The organism is Oceaniovalibus guishaninsula JLT2003, assembly GCF_000299575.1.
GTDB classification, from domain to species: Bacteria; Pseudomonadota; Alphaproteobacteria; order Rhodobacterales; family Rhodobacteraceae; genus Palleronia; species Palleronia guishaninsula.
Genome location: NZ_AMGO01000021.1, coordinates 339,458 through 359,028, shown reverse-complemented (window position 1 = coordinate 359,028; position 19,571 = coordinate 339,458). Strand labels below are relative to the sequence as shown.

The 19,571-nt window shown below is 68.4% G+C and carries 16 protein-coding genes; 10 read left to right on the top strand and 6 right to left on the bottom strand.

Going from position 1 to position 19,571, the window contains the following annotated elements:
* Both OCGS_RS07740 and ahcY read right to left on the bottom strand, forming a co-directional pair.
* Complete coding sequence (locus tag OCGS_RS07740) at positions 1–342, bottom strand: DUF2853 family protein (RefSeq protein WP_007426687.1); 342 nt, start codon at positions 340–342, stop codon at positions 1–3.
* Between the two features lie 51 nt (positions 343–393).
* Positions 394–1,788: an adenosylhomocysteinase gene (gene ahcY, locus OCGS_RS07735; protein WP_007426686.1), complete on the bottom strand. Its 1,395-nt coding sequence runs from the start codon at positions 1,786–1,788 to the stop codon at positions 394–396.
* Positions 1,789–1,932: 144 nt separating this feature from the next.
* On the opposite strand from ahcY, the gene OCGS_RS07730 reads away from it, so the two are divergent.
* On the top strand, positions 1,933–2,529 hold the full coding sequence (locus OCGS_RS07730) for an HD domain-containing protein (protein ID WP_040610763.1): 597 nt from the start codon (positions 1,933–1,935) through the stop codon (positions 2,527–2,529).
* Here OCGS_RS07730 and OCGS_RS07725 read toward each other — a convergent pair.
* Positions 2,526–3,080 carry an ActR/PrrA/RegA family redox response regulator transcription factor gene (locus OCGS_RS07725; RefSeq protein WP_007426684.1) on the bottom strand — a complete coding sequence of 185 codons (555 nt, stop codon included), beginning with the start codon at positions 3,078–3,080 and terminating at the stop codon, positions 2,526–2,528. The genes OCGS_RS07730 and OCGS_RS07725 overlap by 4 nt on opposite strands.
* Positions 3,081–3,146: 66 nt before the next feature.
* Positions 3,147–3,791, bottom strand: coding sequence for an SCO family protein (locus OCGS_RS07720; protein ID WP_007426683.1), 645 nt, complete (start codon positions 3,789–3,791; stop codon positions 3,147–3,149).
* A 69-nt stretch (positions 3,792–3,860) separates the two neighbouring features.
* Between OCGS_RS07720 and regB the strand changes: the two genes are divergently transcribed.
* The 8 genes from regB (at position 3,861) to hslU (ending at position 16,048) form a co-directional block, all read left to right on the top strand.
* On the top strand, positions 3,861–5,270 hold the full coding sequence (regB, locus tag OCGS_RS07715; RefSeq protein ID WP_007426682.1) for a sensor histidine kinase RegB: 1,410 nt from the start codon (positions 3,861–3,863) through the stop codon (positions 5,268–5,270).
* A 91-nt stretch (positions 5,271–5,361) separates the two neighbouring features.
* Entirely contained in the window at positions 5,362–6,930 is a 1,569-nt protein-coding gene (locus OCGS_RS07710; RefSeq protein WP_238538238.1) for a PAS-domain containing protein, read from the top strand.
* Positions 6,931–6,970: 40 nt separating this feature from the next.
* A complete protein-coding gene (gene tsaE / locus OCGS_RS07705) occupies positions 6,971–7,468 on the top strand; it encodes a tRNA (adenosine(37)-N6)-threonylcarbamoyltransferase complex ATPase subunit type 1 TsaE (protein WP_040610760.1) in 498 nt (165 codons plus the stop codon).
* Positions 7,462–10,386, top strand: a complete 2,925-nt coding sequence (addB, locus tag OCGS_RS07700; RefSeq protein ID WP_040610673.1) for a double-strand break repair protein AddB — start codon at positions 7,462–7,464, stop codon at positions 10,384–10,386. The genes tsaE and addB overlap by 7 nt, the downstream gene beginning before the upstream one ends.
* Positions 10,383–13,772, top strand: coding sequence for a double-strand break repair helicase AddA (gene addA, locus OCGS_RS07695; RefSeq protein ID WP_007426678.1), 3,390 nt, complete (start codon positions 10,383–10,385; stop codon positions 13,770–13,772). The genes addB and addA overlap by 4 nt, the downstream gene beginning before the upstream one ends.
* A gap of 38 nt (positions 13,773–13,810) precedes the next feature.
* Entirely contained in the window at positions 13,811–14,131 is a 321-nt protein-coding gene (gene trxA / locus OCGS_RS07690; protein ID WP_007426677.1) for a thioredoxin, read from the top strand.
* 12 nt (positions 14,132–14,143) lie between these two features.
* Positions 14,144–14,695 (top strand): ATP-dependent protease subunit HslV, encoded by a 552-nt coding sequence (hslV, locus tag OCGS_RS07685; protein ID WP_040610672.1) that lies wholly within the window; start codon positions 14,144–14,146, stop codon positions 14,693–14,695.
* 45 nt (positions 14,696–14,740) lie between these two features.
* Positions 14,741–16,048: an ATP-dependent protease ATPase subunit HslU gene (gene hslU / locus OCGS_RS07680; RefSeq protein WP_007426675.1), complete on the top strand. Its 1,308-nt coding sequence runs from the start codon at positions 14,741–14,743 to the stop codon at positions 16,046–16,048.
* A 12-nt stretch (positions 16,049–16,060) separates the two neighbouring features.
* Here the strand turns inward: hslU and OCGS_RS07675 are convergent, their stop codons facing one another.
* The gene (locus tag OCGS_RS07675) at positions 16,061–18,019 is read right to left on the bottom strand and encodes a bifunctional 2',3'-cyclic-nucleotide 2'-phosphodiesterase/3'-nucleotidase (RefSeq protein WP_007426674.1); all 1,959 of its coding nucleotides are present in this window, start codon (positions 18,017–18,019) and stop codon (positions 16,061–16,063) included.
* Positions 18,020–18,157: 138 nt separating this feature from the next.
* On the opposite strand from OCGS_RS07675, the gene OCGS_RS07670 reads away from it, so the two are divergent.
* The gene (locus OCGS_RS07670; protein ID WP_007426672.1) at positions 18,158–18,988 is read left to right on the top strand and encodes a sulfite exporter TauE/SafE family protein; all 831 of its coding nucleotides are present in this window, start codon (positions 18,158–18,160) and stop codon (positions 18,986–18,988) included.
* Here OCGS_RS07670 and OCGS_RS07665 read toward each other — a convergent pair whose 3' ends face one another.
* A complete protein-coding gene (locus OCGS_RS07665) occupies positions 18,989–19,564 on the bottom strand; it encodes a Smr/MutS family protein (protein WP_007426671.1) in 576 nt (191 codons plus the stop codon).
* Positions 19,565–19,571: the final 7 nt, after the last annotated feature.

The following is a 19,571-nucleotide window of genomic DNA, read 5'->3' as shown; positions in this document are numbered from 1 at the left end:
TCAGGCATAGACGTCTTCCTTGCCGAAATGCTTGACCAGCAGGTAATACACAACCGCACGATATTTCTGCCGGTTCTCGCGGCCATAGGTCGTCAGGACAGACTGGATGCCGCCCATCAGATGCTCGTCGTCGGGCAGGCCCAGCTTCTTGATCAGGAAGTTGTCGCGGATCGTTTTCAGCTCGTCCGTGTCGCCCTGCGAGATGGTGGAACTGTCGCGGTTATAGATCGTCGGGCCGCAGCCGATCGTCACCTTGCGCAGAAGGTCCATGTCGGGATCCATGTCGCACTTGGTGCGCAGATCCTCGGCATATTTCTCGATCAGCTCGTCGCGTCGTCCCATGATGCGGTCCTCCTTCGCGGGTTCATGCCGCGAAGGTAACGGACGTTCCGTCTAGTAGCGATAGTGTTCCGGCTTGAACGGGCCGTCGGGCGACACGCCGATATAGGCGGCCTGTTCCGGGTCGAGCTTGGTCAGGCGCACGCCGATCCGGTCCAGATGCAGGCGCGCGACCTTTTCGTCCAGATGCTTGGGCAGGATATAGACGTCGCTGTCGTATTCGTTGCCACGCACCCAAAGCTCGATCTGCGCAAGAACCTGATTGGTGAACGACGCCGACATCACGAAGGACGGATGGCCGGTGGCGTTGCCGAGGTTCAGAAGACGCCCTTCGGACAGCAGGATGATGCGATTGCCCGAAGGCATCTCGATCATGTCCACCTGTTCCTTGATGTTCGTCCATTTGTGGTTGCGCAGGTTGGCGACCTGAATCTCGTTGTCGAAATGGCCGATATTGCCGACGATGGCCATGTCCTTCATCTCGCGCATATGCTCGATGCGGATGACGTCGCGGTTGCCCGTCGTGGTGATGAAGATGTCGGCGGACGCCACCACATCCTCCAGCAGCACCACCTCAAATCCGTCCATCGCCGCCTGAAGCGCGCAGATCGGGTCCACTTCCGTCACCTTCACGCGCGCGCCGGCGCCACGCAACGACGCGGCACTGCCCTTGCCCACGTCGCCATAGCCGCAAACCAGCGCGACCTTGCCGGCCATCATCGTGTCGGTGGCGCGCCGGATGCCGTCCACCAGGCTTTCGCGGCAGCCATACTTGTTGTCGAACTTGGACTTGGTGACGCTGTCGTTCACGTTGATCGCGGGGAAGGGCAGACGTCCCTGCTTCTTCAATTCGTAAAGCCGATGCACGCCGGTCGTCGTCTCTTCGCTCACACCCTTGATGGCGTCGCGCTGGCGGGCGAACCAGCCGGGGCTGGCCTTCAACCGCTTGCGGATCTGCGCGAACAGCGCCTCCTCCTCCTCGGATTTGGGCACGGCGATCAGGTCGTCCTCGCCCGCCTCGACCCGCGCGCCCAGCAGGATGTAAAGCGTGGCATCGCCGCCGTCGTCGAGGATCAGGTTCGCGGAATCGTCGCCGAAGTCGAAGATCCGGTCGGCATAGTCCCAGTATTCCTCCAGCGTTTCGCCCTTGATGGCGAAGACGGGGATGCCACGCTCGGCGATGGCCGCGGCGGCGTGGTCCTGGGTCGAGAAGATGTTGCACGACGCCCAGCGCACTTCGGCGCCAAGCGCCACCAGCGTCTCGATCAGCACGCCGGTCTGGATGGTCATGTGCAGGCTGCCCGCGATGCGCGCACCCTTCAGCGGCTGCGCCTCGCCGTATTCCGCCCGCAGGGCCATCAGCCCAGGCATCTCGGTCTCGGCGATGTCCAGTTCCTTGCGGCCATAGGCGGCCAGCGCGATATCCTTGACGATATGGTCGTGCGACATTTCCGGGGCCCTTCGCTAATCCTCGGCGCGCCCTAGCAGCGTTCGCCAACGCGAACAACTGCGCGCATGGCGCACGGCATTCCGGCGGTGGAAATCGCCCGCGTCCCGGCCTATGCCCTGCACCGCCCCACCCCGGAGACGTCCATGCCCCCAAGACCCCCCCGCGCCTGGCAACGGATGCTGTCGGGACGCAGGCTCGACCTGCTGGATCCCGCGCCGCTCGATGTCGAGGTCGAGGATATCGCCCACGGGCTTGCTTTCGTCGCGCGCTGGAACGGGCAGACGCGCGGCGATTACGCCTATTCCGTCGCCGAACATTCGCTGCTTGTCGAAACGATCTTCGCCCGGCTCGCCCGGTCGCCGCAGCCGCGCTGGCGTCTGGCCGCCCTGCTGCACGATGCGCCGGAATACGTCATCGGCGACATGATTTCGCCCGTGAAGGCCGCCATAGGGCCGGCCTACGGCGCGCTCGACGACCGGCTGTCGGCGGCGATCCATCTGCGCTTCGGGCTGCCCGCCGTCCTGCCCGCCACCGTCAAGCGCGAAATCAAGCGCGCAGACCGCATCTCGGCCTGGCTGGAAGCGGTGCGCATCGCGGGGTTCACGGATACCGAGGCGACGCGCTTTTTCGGCGCGCCCGACCCGGCGGTGATCGACGGCCTCGACATCGTTCTGCGCCCGCCGCTGGAGGTTCGCGCGGCCTATACCGCGCGTCATGCCGATCTGCTGGCGACGCTCTAGCGGGGCGACCGCTTGGCCAGGATCCGCTGCAAGGTGCGGCGGTGCATGTTCAGCCGGCGGGCCGTTTCGCTGACGTTGCGGTCGCATTGTTCGTAGATGCGGTGGATATGTTCCCAGCGCACGCGGTCGGCCGACATCGGGTTTTCGGGCGGCGGCGGCAGGTCCTCGCCCTCGGTCAGCAGGGCGGCGGTGATGTCGTTCGCGTCGGCGGGCTTGGACAGATAATCGGTCGCGCCGATCTTGACCGCGGCGACGGCCGTGGCGATGGCCCCGTATCCGGTCAGCACGACGACGCGGCTGTCGTCGCGCCGTTCGCGGATGGCTTCCACCACGTCCAGCCCGTTGCCGTCGCCCAGCCGCAGATCGACCACCGCATAGGCGGGGGGGCGGGCCATCGCCATGGCCCTTCCATCCGCCACCGTCTCGGCCGTCTGGACGTCGAAGCCGCGTTTTTCCATCGCGCGGGCCAGACGCCGGACGAAGGACTCGTCGTCGTCCACCAGCAGCAAGGTCTTGTCGGGCCCCAGTTTCGCGGCAACGGTATCGGGCATCGTCCCTACCTCCCTCTCAGGCTTCAGGACATAGCCGGGTGCCGGAGGACTTCCAGCGCAGCCGCGTCAGGCGGCGTCCAGATAACAGGCGGTGCGTTGGGCCACCTCGTCGGCCTCGACCCCTTCGCCGCCATAGCTGGGCGCGCCCCGGAAGAAATCGACGAAACCGTGTTCGGGCAGCACCAGATAGGTGAAGACCGAGTGATCCATCAGGTAATTGTCCGGGTCGTCGGTTTCGCGCCTGGAATAATACGTCTTGTAGGCCTGCGAGGCCGCGCGCACCTGATCGGGCGTGCCGGTCAGGCCGATCATGTCGGGGTGCATGTAGCCGGCAAACGCCTTCAGCACCTCGGGCGTGTCGCGTTCGGGGTCGATGGTGATGAAGACCGGCTGCACGTCGTAACCCCGTTCCGTCAGCAGATCGACCGCCTCGGCATTGCGCGCCGCATCCAGCGGGCAGACATCGGGACAGTAGGTATAGCCGAAATAGACCAGCGATGGCCGGGTGAAGACATCGTCCTGTGTCACGGTGCGCCCGTCCTGATCGACCAGCGTGAACGGCCCGCCGATGGCGCCGGTGCCGCCCGCCACGCTGGCGCTGCGGCAATCGGCGAAGACATCGGTTGCGCGCGTCGTGGAATACCATGTGCCCGCCAGCAGCCCCGCCGCGGCAACCGCGGCGACCGTGACCAGAAGCGTTGCGCGTCTCATGGCTTGCGTCCTTTCGTCCTGCCGCCCGGCATTGATCGCGGGGGCGGCGCCACCCTACAACTAGCCCCGATGACCCAGACCCGCCAGACCCTTGCCGACGACGGCGCCTTGTTCGCCCACGCGTCGCGGTCGAGCTGGGTGCGGCTGCGCACCATCGTCATCCTGCGCTGGATCGCGATTGCCGGACAGCTCGTCGTCATCGCGGTGGCGCCGGTGGCGCTGGACCTGCAACTGCATTCGGCGGCCCTTTACCTGACCGTCTGCGCGGCGATCGTGTCGAACCTGTCGGCGACCTTCCTTTATCCCGAGAACAAGCGCCTGACCGAGTTGGAGCTGGCCTGGCTGCTGACCTTCGACATGGTGCAGCTCAGCGTTCTGCTGGCGCTGTCGGGCGGTCTGCACAACCCGTTCGCGGTGCTGATGCTGACGCAGGTGACGATCGGCGCGACGACGCTGCGGCTGCGCGGCACGGTCCTGCTGGGCGCGCTTGCCGTGGTGCTGGTGACGGTGCTGGGGGTCTGGCATGTGAACCTGACGACGATCCAGGGGCAGATCCTGGTTCTGCCCGACATGTTTCTTCTGGGCTTCTGGGTCGCGCTGGTGCTGGGGATCGTGTTCCAGACCGCCTATGCAGGCCGGGTCACGGCCGAGGCCGCCGCCATGTCCGAGGCGCTGGCCGCAACGCAGATGGCGCTGGCCCGCGAACAGAAGCTGACCGATCTGGGCGGCGTGGTGGCCGCCGCCGCGCACGAGCTGGGAACGCCGCTGGCCACCATCGCGCTTGTCTCGGGCGAGATGCTGGACGAATTGCGCGACGATCCGGTGCTGCACGAGGATGCGCGCCTGATCCGCGAACAGGCCGAACGCTGCCGCCTGATCCTGCGGTCGATGGGTCGCGCCGGCAAGGAGGATCTGCACCTGCGCACCGCGCCCGTCGCCTCCGTGGTCGAGGAAGCCGCCGAACCCCACATCGCGCGTGGCAAGTCCGTCCTTTACGACCTGTCTCCGTCGCCCGGCAGCGACACGCCCCAGCCGGTGATCCTGCGCAGGCCGGAAATCATCCACGGCATCCGCAACCTGATCCAGAACGCGGTGGACTATGCCGCCACGACCGTGTGGATCGACATCACCTGGTCCGACGCCGCGGTCACCTTGCGGATCTCGGATGACGGGCCGGGCTATCCGCCCGAACTTCTGCCGCGTCTAGGCGATCCGTTCCTGCGCCGCCGCCGCGAAGCCGGGGAAAAGCCGCGCCGCCCGCATTATCAGGGCATGGGTCTGGGCCTGTTCATCGCCAAGACGCTGCTGGAAAGGACCGGGGCCGAGGTGCGGTTCGCCAACGGTCCCGACCAGGCGCCGGGCGGCCAGGCCATCGGCACCCCCGGCGCCATCGTCACCGTCGCCTGGCCGCGCGACCGCCTGACCGAAGGTGCCGAGGCAGGGCGTCCGCTGGGCGAGAACCGCCCGATGTTGCCGTGAAGCCACGGGCCGATAGCGGTTAATCTTACCTTAAGATTCGCTTTGCAACCTGAGCGGGTTGAACGACCTCGGGACAGGTGACGTGAACGACATGATCTGGCTGGCGGGGCTCTGCGCCGCCGCACTCTTCGCCGCGGCCCTGACGGCCGCCCTTGGAACCCATCGCCGCCGTCTTGCCGGCGACCGGTCGGGAATGGCCGCCGAACCGGCGACGACCGCCATCCTGATCGAGGACGACGCGGTGATCGACGCCACCGAACGCGGCCGGGCATGGCTTGCCGGGCTGGAAACGGAAGAACCCGCCGCGAACGATCTGCAACAGGCCGAACGCGCGCTTGCCCGCGATTTTCCGGGCTTCTCCGCCGCCCTGATCCGGGCGAAGGCGGGGGTCGCAGGCGATCTGATCTCGACCGACGGTACCGGATCGCTGCGGATCGAGCCGCAGGGAACGCGCCTGCGGCTGACGCTTTGCGATGCCGAACGGCGGTCCGTCACGCTGGACGGGTGCAGCCATGCCAGCCTTCTGGCCGAGTTGCAGACGCTGCGCGACACCGCCGCGACGATGCCGTTCATCGTCTGGAAGCAGGACGCGGGCGGACAGATCGTCTGGGCCAATCGGGCCTATCTGGACGTCGTCGCCGCCAGCGGACGCGGCACCCCCGGCACCTGGCCGCCCCCTGCCCTGTTCGACATCGCCGCCGCGCGCGAAAAGGACGGGCTGCACCGGGTGCGTCTTCCTGGCGATGCGGCGGGTCAGGACGGCTGGTACGAATGCCATGTCACGGAACAGAAGGACGGCCTTCTCGTCTCGGCAATGCAGGCCGACGCCATCGTTTCGGCCGAAACCACATTGCGCGATTTCGTGCAGACCCTGTCGCGCACCTTCGCGGACCTGTCCATCGGCCTGGCCGTCTTCAACCGGAAGGGCCGGCTGGCGATGTTCAACCCCGCCCTGGGGGATCTGACGACGCTGCCCATCGCCACGCTGCTGGGCCAGCCGACGCTGGCCAGCTTCCTCGACGCGCTGCGCGCCCGGTCGATGATGCCCGAGCCGCGCGATTATGCCGCGTGGCGCCGGCAGATCGCCGATCTGGAACGCGACGCCAAGAACGGCACCTATTCCGAATTGTGGCACCTTCCGTCCTCGCGCACCTTCCGCGTCACCGGACGGCCCCAGCCCGACGGCGCCGTCGCCCTTCTGATCGAGGATGTCAGCGCCGGCATCGGCCTGACCCGCGACTTCCGCGCCAGGATCGACATGGGCCAGTCCGTGCTCGACCGGCTGGACGACGCCATCGCCGTGTTCGACGCTACGGGACTGCAATGCATGACGAACGCCGCCTATGACGCGCTGTGGCCCGACACAAACCCGCAGGGCGACCAACCCGTCCGCGCCGCGGATGCCGTCGCCGCCTGGACCGGGGCGACCGCGCCTTCGCCGCTGTGGCAGGATGCGGCCCGGTTTCTCGGTTACGGGGCCGAGCGGGCGGATTGGTCCGGAACCGCGCGGCTGCTGGACGGGCGGGGGATGAAGTGCCACTTCCTGCCGCTTGCGGGCGGGGCGACGATGGTGCGCTTCGAACTGCTGACCGCGCGCAAGCGCCGCACGATCGTTCCGCCCCAGCGTCAGACGGCCATTGCCGAGCGGCTGAAGGCGTGACGGGCTTGCGGTGGCGGGGCGGCGGGGCCAGATTGCGGCGATGCCGCGTCATTGCCCCGCCCCCCTGCCCCTGCTCGACCTCGCCTTGCCCGACGCGGCGGCAACGGATGCCTTTGCCGAACGGCTGGCCCCCTTGCTGCGCGGCGGGGACGCGCTGCTGCTGACCGGATCGCTGGGCGCCGGGAAAACACAGCTCGCCCGCGCGATCATCCAGACCCTGCAAGCGGCGCACGGCACCCCCGAGGACGTTCCGTCGCCGACCTATACGCTGGTGCAGGAATATCAGGCAGGCGCGCTGCATATCGTCCACGCCGATCTTTACCGCCTGGCGGGGCCGGGCGAAGCGACCGAACTGGCGCTGGACGATCTTTGGGACACGGCGCTGTGCCTGATCGAATGGCCCGACCGTCTGGGCGACGCCGCACCGCGCGACGCGCTGCATGTCACGCTGGCGCAGGACGGCGAGGGCCGTCGCCTTGTCCTGTCATCCGCGAATGACGGATGGGCAGCGCGTCTCAAGTCGCTTGCGCCATGCTGAATCCGGGCGATCCGCATGTCTATGGCCTGCCGCCGGGCGCCGACTTTCCGGCAGACCTGATCGCCGGGCTGGCGGACCGGCTGACCGACGCCCCGGACGACTGGGCGCGGGTCGAGATCTTCGTGAATACCCGCCGGATGCAGCGACGGATCCGCGAGCTTTTCGCCGCCGGGCCGCCGCGTCTGCTGCCGCGCCTGCGGCTGGTGACGGACATCGCGTCCGATCCGGCCGCCGACATTGCACCCCCCGTCTCGCCCCTGCGGCGGCGGCTGGAACTGGCACAGCTCGTCTCGGCGCTGGTCGAGGCCGATCCGGGCCTTGCGCCGCGCGCGGCCGTGCAGGATCTGGCGGACAGCCTGGCCGCGATCCTGGACGAGATGCAGGGCGAAGGCGTGCCGCTGGAGGCGCTGGCCGATCTCGATGTCAGCGACCTCTCGGGGCATTGGGACCGCAGCCTGCGCTTCATCCGCCTCGTCGGGCGCTATCTGGACCCCGACGCGCCGCCCGATCCCGAAGCGCGCCAGCGCCGGGCGATCGAACGTCTGGCCATGCGCTGGCGTGCCGATCCGCCCCGCCATCCGGTCATCGTTGCGGGTTCGACCGGATCGCGCGGCGCCACGTCGCTGCTGATGCAGGCCGTCGCCGATCTGCCGCAGGGCGCGCTGATCCTGCCGGGATACGATTTCTGCCTGCCGCCATCCATCTGGGCGACACTGGACGACACCACCGCCGAGGACCATCCGCAATACCGCTATGCCGCGCTGATGCGCCGTCTCGGCATTGCGCCCGAAGGAATCGGCCGCTGGACGCCGACAGACCCGCGGCCGCGTCGCAACCGACTGATCTCGCTCGCTCTGCGTCCTGCGCCCGTCACCGACCAGTGGCGGTCCGAGGGGGCCGGTCTGCCGGATCTGACCGATTGCACCGCAGGCCTGAGCCTGATGGAAGCGCCCGATGCCCGGACCGAGGCGCTGGCCATCGCGTTGGCGCTGCGCCACGCCGCCGAGGAAGGCCGCACCGCCGCGTTGGTCACGCCCGACCGCGACCTTACCCGCCGCGTGACCGCCGCATTGGACCGCTGGGAAATCGAGCCGGACGACAGCGCCGGGCGGCCGCTGGCTCAATCCGCGCCGGGCCGCCTGCTGCGCCATGTCGCCCATGCCGCCGGCCGCGATCTGACATCCGAGGATCTGCTGGTCCTGCTCAAGCATCCGCTGACGCATACCGGCGCCGAACGGGGCGAACACCTGCGCCATACGCGCGACCTGGAACTCTGGCTGCGGCGTCGCGGGCCGGCCTTTCTGCGCCCCGCCACGCTGGCTGACTGGCAACCCGACCCGGATCCGCAGCTGGCCGGCTGGATCGCGTGGCTGGCCGGGGCGATGGACACCCTGGCCGATCCCCGTCCGCGCAGCCTTCCCGACTGGGTGGAACGCCATATCGCGCTGACCGAAACGCTGGCAGCCGGCTGCGGTGCCGCGGGCAGCGGCGAATTGTGGCTGGAGGCGGCCGGCATCAGGGCAGCCGAGACGATGACCGACCTTCGCGCCGCCGCCGATGCGGGCGGCGATCACACGCCCGCCGCCTATGCCGCGCTGATCGACACCCTGCTTCAAGGGGTCGAGGTGCGCGATCCGGTCCGCCCGCGCCCCGATATCGCCATCTGGGGCACGCTCGAGGCGCGGGTGCAGGGCGCCGATCTGGTGATCCTCGCCGGTCTGAACGAAGGCGTCTGGCCCGAAGCGCCCGCCCCCGATCCGTGGCTGAACCGCGCGATGCGGCGGGCCGCGGGGCTGCTTTTGCCCGAACGGCGCATCGGCCTGTCGGCCCACGACTTCCAGCAGGCCGCCGCCGCGCCCCGCGTCATCTTCAGCCGCGCGCGACGCGACGCGGAAGCCGAAACCGTCATGTCGCGCTGGCTGAACCGGCTGACGAACCTCATATCGGGCCTGCCCGCGCGCAACGGTCCCGAGGCGCTGGCGGCCATGCGGTCGCGGGGTGAGCAATGGCTGAGTATGGCCCGAAGGATCGAATCCGTGCCGCATCGCCTGCCCCCGGCCCCGCGGCCCGCGCCCCGCCCCCCCGTCGCCAGCAGGCCGACGCGGCTGTCGATCACCGACATCGAAAGGCTGCGCCGCGACCCCTATGCCGTCTATGCGCGCCACGTGCTGCGGCTGCGCCCGCTCGACCCGCTGCGGCAGGATCCGGGGGCGGCCCTTCGCGGCACCGTGGTCCACGAGATATTCGAGCGGTTCGTCAAGGACGGCGTCGCCCCCGATGACCCCGCCGCCGCATCGCTGCTGATCGGCATCGCCGACGACGTGTTGCAGGCGCAGGTCGCTTGGCCCGCCGCCCGCCGGGTCTGGCGCGCGCGCCTCGAACGCACCGTGCCGTTCTTTCTGGCCACCGAACTGAACCGCCGCCGCAATGCCGCCCCCCACGCGATCGAACGGTCGGGCGAATGGCCCGTGCCCGGCACCGGCGTCACGCTTACGGGCAAGGCCGATCGGATCGACCTGCGCGACGACGCGACACTGGCGATCTATGACTACAAAACGTCGGCACCGCCTTCGGACAAGGAAGTGCAGCATTTCGCCCGACAGTTGCTGCTGGAAGGATTGATGGCCGAGGCGGGCGCGTTCGACGGCCTGCCGGCAGGGCGGGTATCCGAACTGGCCTATATCGGCGTCGGCACGTCGCCCAAGGTCGTGCGGATTTCCTGGCGCGACGGGGTCTATTGGCCCGAACGGGTGCTGACGGAACTTTGCGAGCTGCTGAACGCCTACCGCGACGGCGCGCAGGGCTACATGGCGCGGCGGGCACCGAAGAACGTCGCCTATGCCGGCGATTACGACGATCTGTCGCGGTTCGGCGAATGGTCCGACAGCGATGCGCCATTCGCCCAGGACGTGCCATGAACCGCCCCCGCCCGCTGCCGCAGGACGATGCGACGCTGCGCCAGATCGCGGCTGCCGATCCGCGCGCCTCGACCTGGCTTTCGGCGAATGCGGGATCGGGCAAGACCCGCGTGCTGACCGACCGCGTGGCGCGTCTGCTGCTGGACGGCACGTCGCCGCAGAACATCCTGTGCCTGACCTATACCAAGGCCGCCGCCAGCGAGATGCAGAACCGCCTGTTCCGGCGGCTGGGCGAATGGTCTATGGCGGACGATGCGGATCTGGCCGAACGCCTGACCGCGCTGGGGGTGGACGGACCGCTGGACGCCGACCGTCTTGCCGCGGCGCGGCGCCTTTTCGCCCGCGCGATCGAGACGCCGGGCGGCCTGCGCATCCAGACGATCCATTCCTTCTGCGCGGTCCTGCTGCGCCGCTTCCCGCTGGAGGCCGGCGTCACACCCCAATTCACCGAAATGGACGACCGCGCCGCCGCCCTGCTGCGGGCCGAATGCATGGAACGTCTGGCTTTGGACGAACCGGCGCCGCTCGACGATCTGGCGCGTCATTTCACCGGCGACACGCTGGACCTGATGGGAAAGGAAATCGCCGACCGCCGCGACGATTTCCGCGCAATTCCCGACGAAACCGCCTTGCGCGCCCTGCTGAGCCTCCCGCCGGGAATCGGTATGGACGCCGTGCCGGCCCGTGTGTTCGACGGGATGGACGCCGACCTTCTGCCGCGCATCGCCGCAATCATGGCGGCATCGGGCGGCAAGACCGACGCCAAGCTGGCCCCGCGCCTTGCGGCGATCGTGCCCCCCTTCACGGTCGCCCATCTGGAGGTGCTGGAGGATTGCCTTCTGACCGGCGACGGCGCCAAGCAACCCTTCTCCGCCAAGATCGGCGCGGTGCCCACCAAGGCCGTCCAGGCCATGCTCGGCGACGATCTGGACGCGCTGAACGATCTGATGCTGGCCGTGCAGGACGCGCGCGACCTGCGTCTGGGGCTTCTGGCGCTGGACCGGACGCTGGCGCTGCACCGTTTCGCCGCTGCCTTCCTGCCGGTTTACGAGCGTGGCAAGGCGGCGCGCGGCTGGCTGGATTTCGACGACCTGATCCTCAAGGCGCGCGATCTGCTGACCGATCCGCAGGTCGCCGCATGGGTCCTGTTCCGGCTGGACGGCGGCATCGATCATATCCTCGTGGACGAGGCGCAGGATACCAGCCCCGCCCAATGGGAGGTGATCGAGGCGCTGGCGCAGGAATTCGCCGCAGGCCACGGCGTGCGCCGTGCGGGGGAACGCACGCTGTTCGTCGTGGGCGACCGCAAGCAGTCGATCTACTCGTTTCAGGGCGCCGATCCGACCGGGTTCGAGCTGCGGCGCGACAGGTTCGCCCGGCGGCTGAAACCCGTCTCGCCGCTGGTATCGCACGATCTGCTGCATTCGTTCCGCTCGTCCGAGGCCATCCTTTCCGTCGTGGACCGTGTGTTCGCCGACACGCCCGGCATGGGGACCGCCGCGCGGCATATCGCCTTTCACACCGCGCTGCCCGGTCGCGTCGATCTGTGGCCGCTGGTCCGGCCCGAAGCCGCGCCCGAACCGCCGGCCTTCGACGATCCGGTGGATGTCATGTCGCCCGTCGATGCGTCGGTGCGCCTTGGCCGCGCGGTGGCGCAGGGCATCCGGCAGGCGATCGACGGCGGCGCGACGATCCCGCTGCCCGACGGCACCAGGCGGCCCGTCACCGAAGGCGATTTCCTGATCCTCGTGCGGTCGCGCCGCCAGATCTTTCGCCAGATCATCCTGGCCTGCAAGGCCGAGGGGCTGAACATCGCCGGGTCCGACCGGCTGAAACTTCAGGCCGAGCGCGCCGTGCGCGATATCCGCGCGCTGCTGGCCTTTCTCGCAACGCCCGAGGACGACCTGTCGCTGGCCACCGCCCTGCGCTCGCCGCTCTGCGGCTGGACCGAGGGCGAGCTTTTCACCCTGGCCGCGAACCGCCCGCAAGGCGCGTTCCTGTGGCAGGCCCTCCGCCGGTCCCCGATGCGCCCCGACACCCGCGCCATGCTGGACGATCTTCGTCGCAATGCCGACTATCTGCGCCCCTACGACCTGATCGAGCGGATCCTGCTGCGGCATGGCGGGCGCTCCGCCCTTCTGGCGCGGTTGGGCGACGAGGCCGAGGATGGCATCGACGAATTGCTCACCCAGGCGATGGCCTATGAACGCGCCGACATTCCCAGCCTTACGGGGTTCCTGGCGTGGTTCGACGCCGCCGATGTCGAGGCCAAACGCCAGGCCGAAGGACGCGGATCGCGCATCCGGGTGATGACCGTGCATGGCGCCAAGGGGTTGGAGGCGCCCATCGTCATTCTGCCCGAAACGATGAAGAAGCCCCGCGAATCGTCCGGTCAGATCGTCGTCGCGGCCGATGCCCCGCCGCTGTGGAAGGTGGCCAAGGCGCAGCGGCATCCGGTGCTGGGCGCTTCGGTCGCGGCGCAGGAACAGGCCGCCGCCGAGGAACGCGATCGCCTTCTTTATGTCGCGATGACGCGGGCCGAAACGTGGCTGATCGTCTGCGGCGCGGGCGACGACAAGGATGCGCCTAACCTCTGGTACGGTCAGGTCGCGGCGGCGCTGGACGCGCTGGATACCGACGCCATCGACACGCCCACCGGCCCCGGCCGCCGCTTTGCCGTGGGCGATTGGGACAAGGGCTGCGCCGTGCAGGTCGCCGCCGCCACGGATGCACCATCGGCCCTGCCCGACTGGATCCGCCGGCCCGCCCCGCCCGCGACCGAGCCGCCGCGCACGATCACCCCGTCGGATCTGGGCGGCGAGAAGGCGCTGCGCGGGCCCGCGGCGCTGGATGCGGCGGATGCCAAGCGGCGTGGCACGTTGATCCATGCGCTGCTGGAACACCTGCCGCCCGACCGTCCCGCCGACTGGCCCGGTCTCGCCCCCCGCCTGCTTGTCGCCGACCCGCCCCTGACCGCCCCCGAAATCACGGCGCTTCTGGACGAGGCGCGCGGTGTGCTGGCGGCCCCCGCCCTGCGCGACCTGCTGGGCGAACCCGCCCTGGCCGAGGTCGAACTGGTCGCGCGGCTGGGCGACCGGCCGCTATCGGGCATTGTCGACCGCCTGATCCTGCGCGACGGCGCGGTGCTGGCCATCGACTACAAATCGAACGCCGTCGTTCCCGCGACGCCGGCCGAAGTGCCCGAGGGCCTGCTGCGCCAGATGGGCGCGTATCTGGTCGCCCTGCGCCAGATCTATCCCGACCGCCGCGTGGACGTGGCGCTGCTGTGGACGCGGACGGCCAGCCTCATGCCTCTGCCACATGACGTGGTGCTGGCTGCGCTGGACCGATGGCGCGACCTTGACGCACCGGGGGGGTCTGCATAGGTCAGCCCGACAACGCCGCACCCATTCAGGAGAAGACCATGGCCACCCAAGCCGTAACCGATGCCACCTTCGATGCCGAGGTCCGCCAGTCCGACTTGCCCGTCGTCGTCGATTTCTGGGCCGAATGGTGCGGCCCCTGCAAGCAGATCGGCCCCGCGCTGGAAGAACTGTCCGCCGAATACGAAGGCCGGGTGAAGATCGTCAAGGTCAACGTGGACGACAATCCCGAAAGCCCCGCCAGGCTGGGCGTGCGCGGCATTCCCGCCCTGTTTCTTTTCAAGGACGGCGAAGTCGTGTCGAACAAGGTCGGTGCCGCGCCCAAGGCGTCGCTCGACAGCTGGATCCGCGAAGCGATCTGATCGGCGCGCCGCATGTCACAGGATTTTCCCGGCTGGCACGGAACCACCATCGTGGGCATCCGCAAGGGTGGCCGCGTGGTGATCGCGGGCGACGGTCAGGTCAGCATGGGCCAGACGGTGATGAAGGGCACGGCGCGCAAGGTCCGCCGTCTGTCGCCCGGCGGTCACGACATCGTGGCGGGCTTCGCCGGATCGACGGCCGACGCCTTCGCGCTGCTGGAACGGCTGGAGGCCAAGCTGGAGGCGACGCCGGGCCAGTTGATGCGCGCCTGCGTCGAACTGGCGAAAGACTGGCGCACCGACAAGTATCTGCAAAAGCTCGAGGCGATGCTGATCGTCACCGACGGCACCGGGCTTTTCGTCGTCACCGGCGCGGGCGACGTGCTGGAACCCGAACATGACGTCGCGGCCATCGGATCGGGCGGCAACTATGCCTTGGCCGCCGCGCGCGCCCTAATCGACACCGATCTCGACGCCGAAACCGTGGCCCGCCGTGCCATGTCCATCGCCGCCGACATCTGCGTCTACACCAACGGCAACCTGACGGTCGAGACGATCGGCTGATCCGCCGCGCACCGCATTTTGCCCTATCCGAACCGAAAGTCCGCCATGACCGACCTGACCCCGCGCGAGATCGTCTCCGAACTCGACCGTTTCATCATCGGCCAGAAGGACGCCAAGCGTGCCGTCGCCGTGGCGCTGCGCAACCGCTGGCGGCGCAAGCAGCTCGATCCCGCCATGCAGGACGAGGTTTATCCGAAGAACATCCTGATGATCGGCCCCACTGGCGTCGGCAAGACCGAGATCAGCCGCCGTCTGGCCAAGCTGGCCCGCGCGCCGTTCCTCAAGGTCGAGGCGACGAAGTTCACCGAAGTCGGCTATGTCGGCCGGGACGTGGAACAGATCGTCCGCGATCTGGTCGAACAGGCGATCACCATGACTCGCGAACACATGCGCGAGGACGTGAAGGCCCGCGCGCAGGAAAACGCCGAAGAACGCGTGTTGCAGGCCATTGCCGGCGAAAACGCCCGCAGCCAGACGCGCGAGATGTTCCGCCGCAAGCTGCATTCGGGCGAGCTGGACGATACCGTGATCGAACTTGAGGTCGCTGATACCTCGAACCCCTTGGGCGGGATGGAACTGCCCGGCATGCAGCCCGGCCAGATGGGCGCGATGAATCTGGGCGACATCTTCGGTAAGGCGTTCAAGGGCCGCACCGTGCGCAAGCGCATCACCGTCGCCGAAAGCTATGACCTGCTGCTGGGCGAGGAAGCCGACAAGCTGTTGGACGATGAAATCGTGACCAAGGCCGCGCTGGAGGCGGTCGAGCAGAACGGCATCGTCTTTCTGGACGAGATCGACAAGGTCTGCGGCCGCCAGGATGCCCGCGGCGGCGAGGTCAGCCGCGAAGGCGTGCAGCGCGACCTGCTGCCGCTGATCGAAGGCACGACTGTCGCCACCAAGCACGGCCCTGTCAGGACCGACCATATCCTGTTCATCGCGTCGGGCGCGTTCCACGTCGCCAAGCCCAGCGACCTGCTGCCCGAATTGCAGGGCCGCCTGCCCATCCGGGTCGAGTTGCGCGCCCTGACAGAAGCCGATTTCGTCCGCATCCTGACCGAGACGGAGAATGCCCTGACCCGCCAATATGCGGCGCTGATGGGCACTGAACAGGTCGAGGTCGCCTTCACCGAGGACGGCATCGCCGCCCTGGCGCGCATCGCCGCCGAGGTGAACACGTCGGTCGAGAATATCGGCGCCCGCCGCCTTTATACGGTGATGGAGCGTGTGTTCGAGGATCTGTCCTTCGACGCGCCCGACAAGGGCGGCCAGTCCGTCACCGTGGACGCCGCCTTTGTCGAGACGCATCTGGGCGAACTCAGCCGGTCCACCGACATGAGCCGCTACGTCCTGTGACGCGCCCCGGCGTCAGAGGGTCAGCCGGAACAGCGCGAAGCCCTCGGGCGTGGTTTCCACGTATTCGGGCGCCGCGCCCTGCACCAGATCGACGTAATCCCTGGCCTTCGGTCCCGTCTCGAACGTGACAGAGGTGCCCGGCATGGACGCGAAGGACCAGTTGGCATCGGCGGACGGGTTGATCGTGCCCTGCTCGACGATATAACGCACGATGACGTCGCGATTGGTGTCCGGCCCGACGAAGATCACCGAACCGTCGCGGATGCCCGGAAAGCTGCCGCCGCCGCCCGCGCGATAATTGTTCGTCGCCACGATGAACGGCTGATCCGGGTCGATGGGCTGGCCCTGATAGGTGAGATCGACGATGCGATGCGCGGTTTCGTCCACCAGGTTGCCCTCGCTGTCGTAACGCGACGGCTGGCTCAGGTCGATGACATAACTCACACCGTCCATCACGTCGAAATTGTAGCTGGGGAAATCCGGGTTCAGAAGCGGCGCGTCGGTCGCGCCCGGTTCGATCCGGTTGAACATGCCCGCCGACCGTTCCAGCCATTCGCGCACATCCGCACCCGTCAGCTTCACCGCCTGCACCGTGTTGGGATAGAGGTAGAGATCCGCGACGTTCCTGATGGCCACGTCGCCCGCCGGCACGTCGGTGTAGTAATCCGGCCCCCCGCGCCCGCCGGATTTGAACGGCGCCGCCGCCGACAGGATCGGAACGCCCGCATTCACCGTGTCCTGCATCATCTGGTCGATATACCAGATCTGCGCCTGGCTGACGATCTGCACCGACGGATCGTCCGCCACCAATGCGAAATAGCTGAAAAGCGGCGCCGACGTCGTGCCCACGGACCGGCGAACGTATTCCAGCGTCTCCTCGTGCTCGGGCCGGGCGGCGTCCAGAACCGCCGGCACACTCTCGACCAGCGGCACCTTGTCGCCGTCCACCCGTTCCATAATGGGGCGGTTCTCCACCTCGAAGCCGGTGACGCGCCAGCTTTCGCCGTCGCGTTCCAGCGCCAGGTCGATCAGGCCCATATGCGAGCCCCAGAAATTCGCCATGACCGCGGGCTTGCCCATCAGCGTGCCGCGCGCGGCATCCACGCCCTCGATCCCCTCATAGCTTTCTCCGGGGAACAGGCGGTGCTCGTGGCCGGTCATCACCACGTCGATCCCGTCCACCTCGGCAACGTAGAGCGACGCGTTCTCCATCCCCTGTTCATAGGGCGCCTCGATCCCGGAATGGGACAGCGCGACGACCAGATCGACGCCTTCCGCGCGCAATCGCGGCACCCAGGCGCGCGCGGCCTCGACGATGTCGCGGGTCTGCACCCTGCCTTCCAGATGCCGCTTGTCCCAGGTCATGATCTGCGGCGGCACGAAGCCGATGATGCCGACGCGGATCGGATGCATCTGCCCCGCGCCATCGATGATCTGCCGGTCGAGCACCGTGTAGGGCGGCACCAGCGTATCGTCCTCGACCGGCGAGGCGCCCAGCGGCACATGCGCGACATTGGCCGAGACGACCGGAAACGCCGCGTCGTCCAGCGCGTCCATCAGATAATCGAGGCCATAGTTGAATTCGTGGTTGCCCAAGGTCGCCGCGTCGTATTCCAGCATGTTCATCGCGGCGATGATCGGATGGGCATTGCCGCCTTCCAGCCCCTTTTCATAGGCCATGTAATCGCCCATGGGGTTGCCCTGGATCAGGTCGCCGTTGTCCAGCAGCAGCGAATTGGTGGCCTCGGCCCTGACCTCGGCGATGCGCGCCGCCGTCCGGGCAAGCCCGAAATCGTCCACCGGCCTGTCGGCATAGTAATCGTAGGGGAAGACATGCACATGCAGGTCGGTCGTTTCCATCAGGCGCAAATGCGCCTGCCCCGCCTGGGCATTGGCGCTGAAAGGGTGCAGCGCGGTCGCTCCGGCGATCGCGGCACCCGAGGCAAGGAAATGGCGGCGGGTCAGGGACATGGGACTGCCTTTCGTGAATGGCCTGACGCGATGCTAGCGGACCGTCCGGCCGCTGCGAACCCCGGATCTGCGATGGCTGGACGCTGGCCCGCGACGCAACCATAGAGGGGACAGACCGACCCAAGGGGAACGAGCGTTATGGACGGCATTACCACCGGCGCGCTGATCGAACTGGGCGCGGTCGCGGCCGGGGCCGGGATCGCGGGGGGGATCCTGGCGGGGCTTCTGGGCGTCGGCGGCGGCATCGTCATCGTCCCGGCGCTTTATTTCGCGCTGACGCTGACCGGCATGGACCCGACGCTGACGATGAAGGTCGCGGTCGGCACGTCGCTGGCGACCATCGTATTTACCTCGCTCGCCTCGGGGATGGGGCATCATCGGCGGGGGGCCATCGACACCGCGCTGCTGCGGCTCTGGGCGCCGTCCATTCTTGCCGGCGTGGTCATCGGCAGTCTTCTGGGGGGCTATGTCTCGGGCGAGGTGATGATCGCGGTCTTCGCCACCGTCGCGCTGGCCGTTTCGCTGGACATGATCCTGCGCAAGGGCCGGTCCGACCCACAGCCCAAGGGGTTCTCGCGTCCCGTCTGGGCGGTCTTCGGCGTTCTCACCGGGACTATCAGCGCGCTGATGGGGATCGGCGGCGGCACGATCGGTGTGCCGCTGCTGAACTTCCTGGGCTACGACATCCGCCGCGCGGTCGGCACGTCGGCGGCCATCGGGTTCCTGATCGGCGTTCCGGGCACGATCATCTACGCGCTGTCGGGGCTGGGCGCGGCGGGCCTGCCGCCATTCTCGCTCGGCTATGTCAACCTGCTGGCGGCGGCGGTCATCGTGCCGCTCAGCACCGGGTTCTCGCAGGTCGGGGTGCGGCTGGCCCATTCCATCCCGCGCCGGACGCTGCGGCTGTCCTTCGGGGCGTTCCTGATGCTGACCTCGGCGCGGATGTTCCTAGACCTTTTCGGCGGCTGATCAGCGGCGAAGATAGACGTAATAGGCCCCGCCGCCGCCGTGACGCCGATGCGCCGGAACGACCTGCAAGACAAGCGGCGCCAGCGTGCCACCCGAAAGCCAGACCGGCACCTGATGTCGCAGCAAACCGCGCCTTGCGGGGATCGGCCCGTCGCCGTCCCGGTCGCGCCCCTTGCCGGTGATGACCAGCACCAGCCGCCGCCCCGCCGCATGGGACGAATGGACGAAACCGATCAGCCGCGGATGCGCTTCAGCCAGCGTCAGACCGTGCAGATCCAGCCGCGCCTCGACCTCGACCTTGCCGCGTTTCAACTTGCCGAAGGTTCGCGCATCCATCCGCAGCGCAGGGGCGGCGGGCAGGGCCGTGGCGACCCCCTCGCGCGCGGCGGCGCCGATGCGGAAATCGGACGGCACGCTGACGCGGGGCGGCGGCGGCGCGGCTTTGACGGGCGCAGGCGGCGGGTCCTCGGGCGCGGGGCGCGGGGCAGGGTGCAGCGGATGGGCGCTGCGCTGAACCTGCGCCCAAAGCGCCTGTTCGTCCGGCCGCAGGGTGCGGGTTCGGCCGCGCCGCGCCATCGTTCAA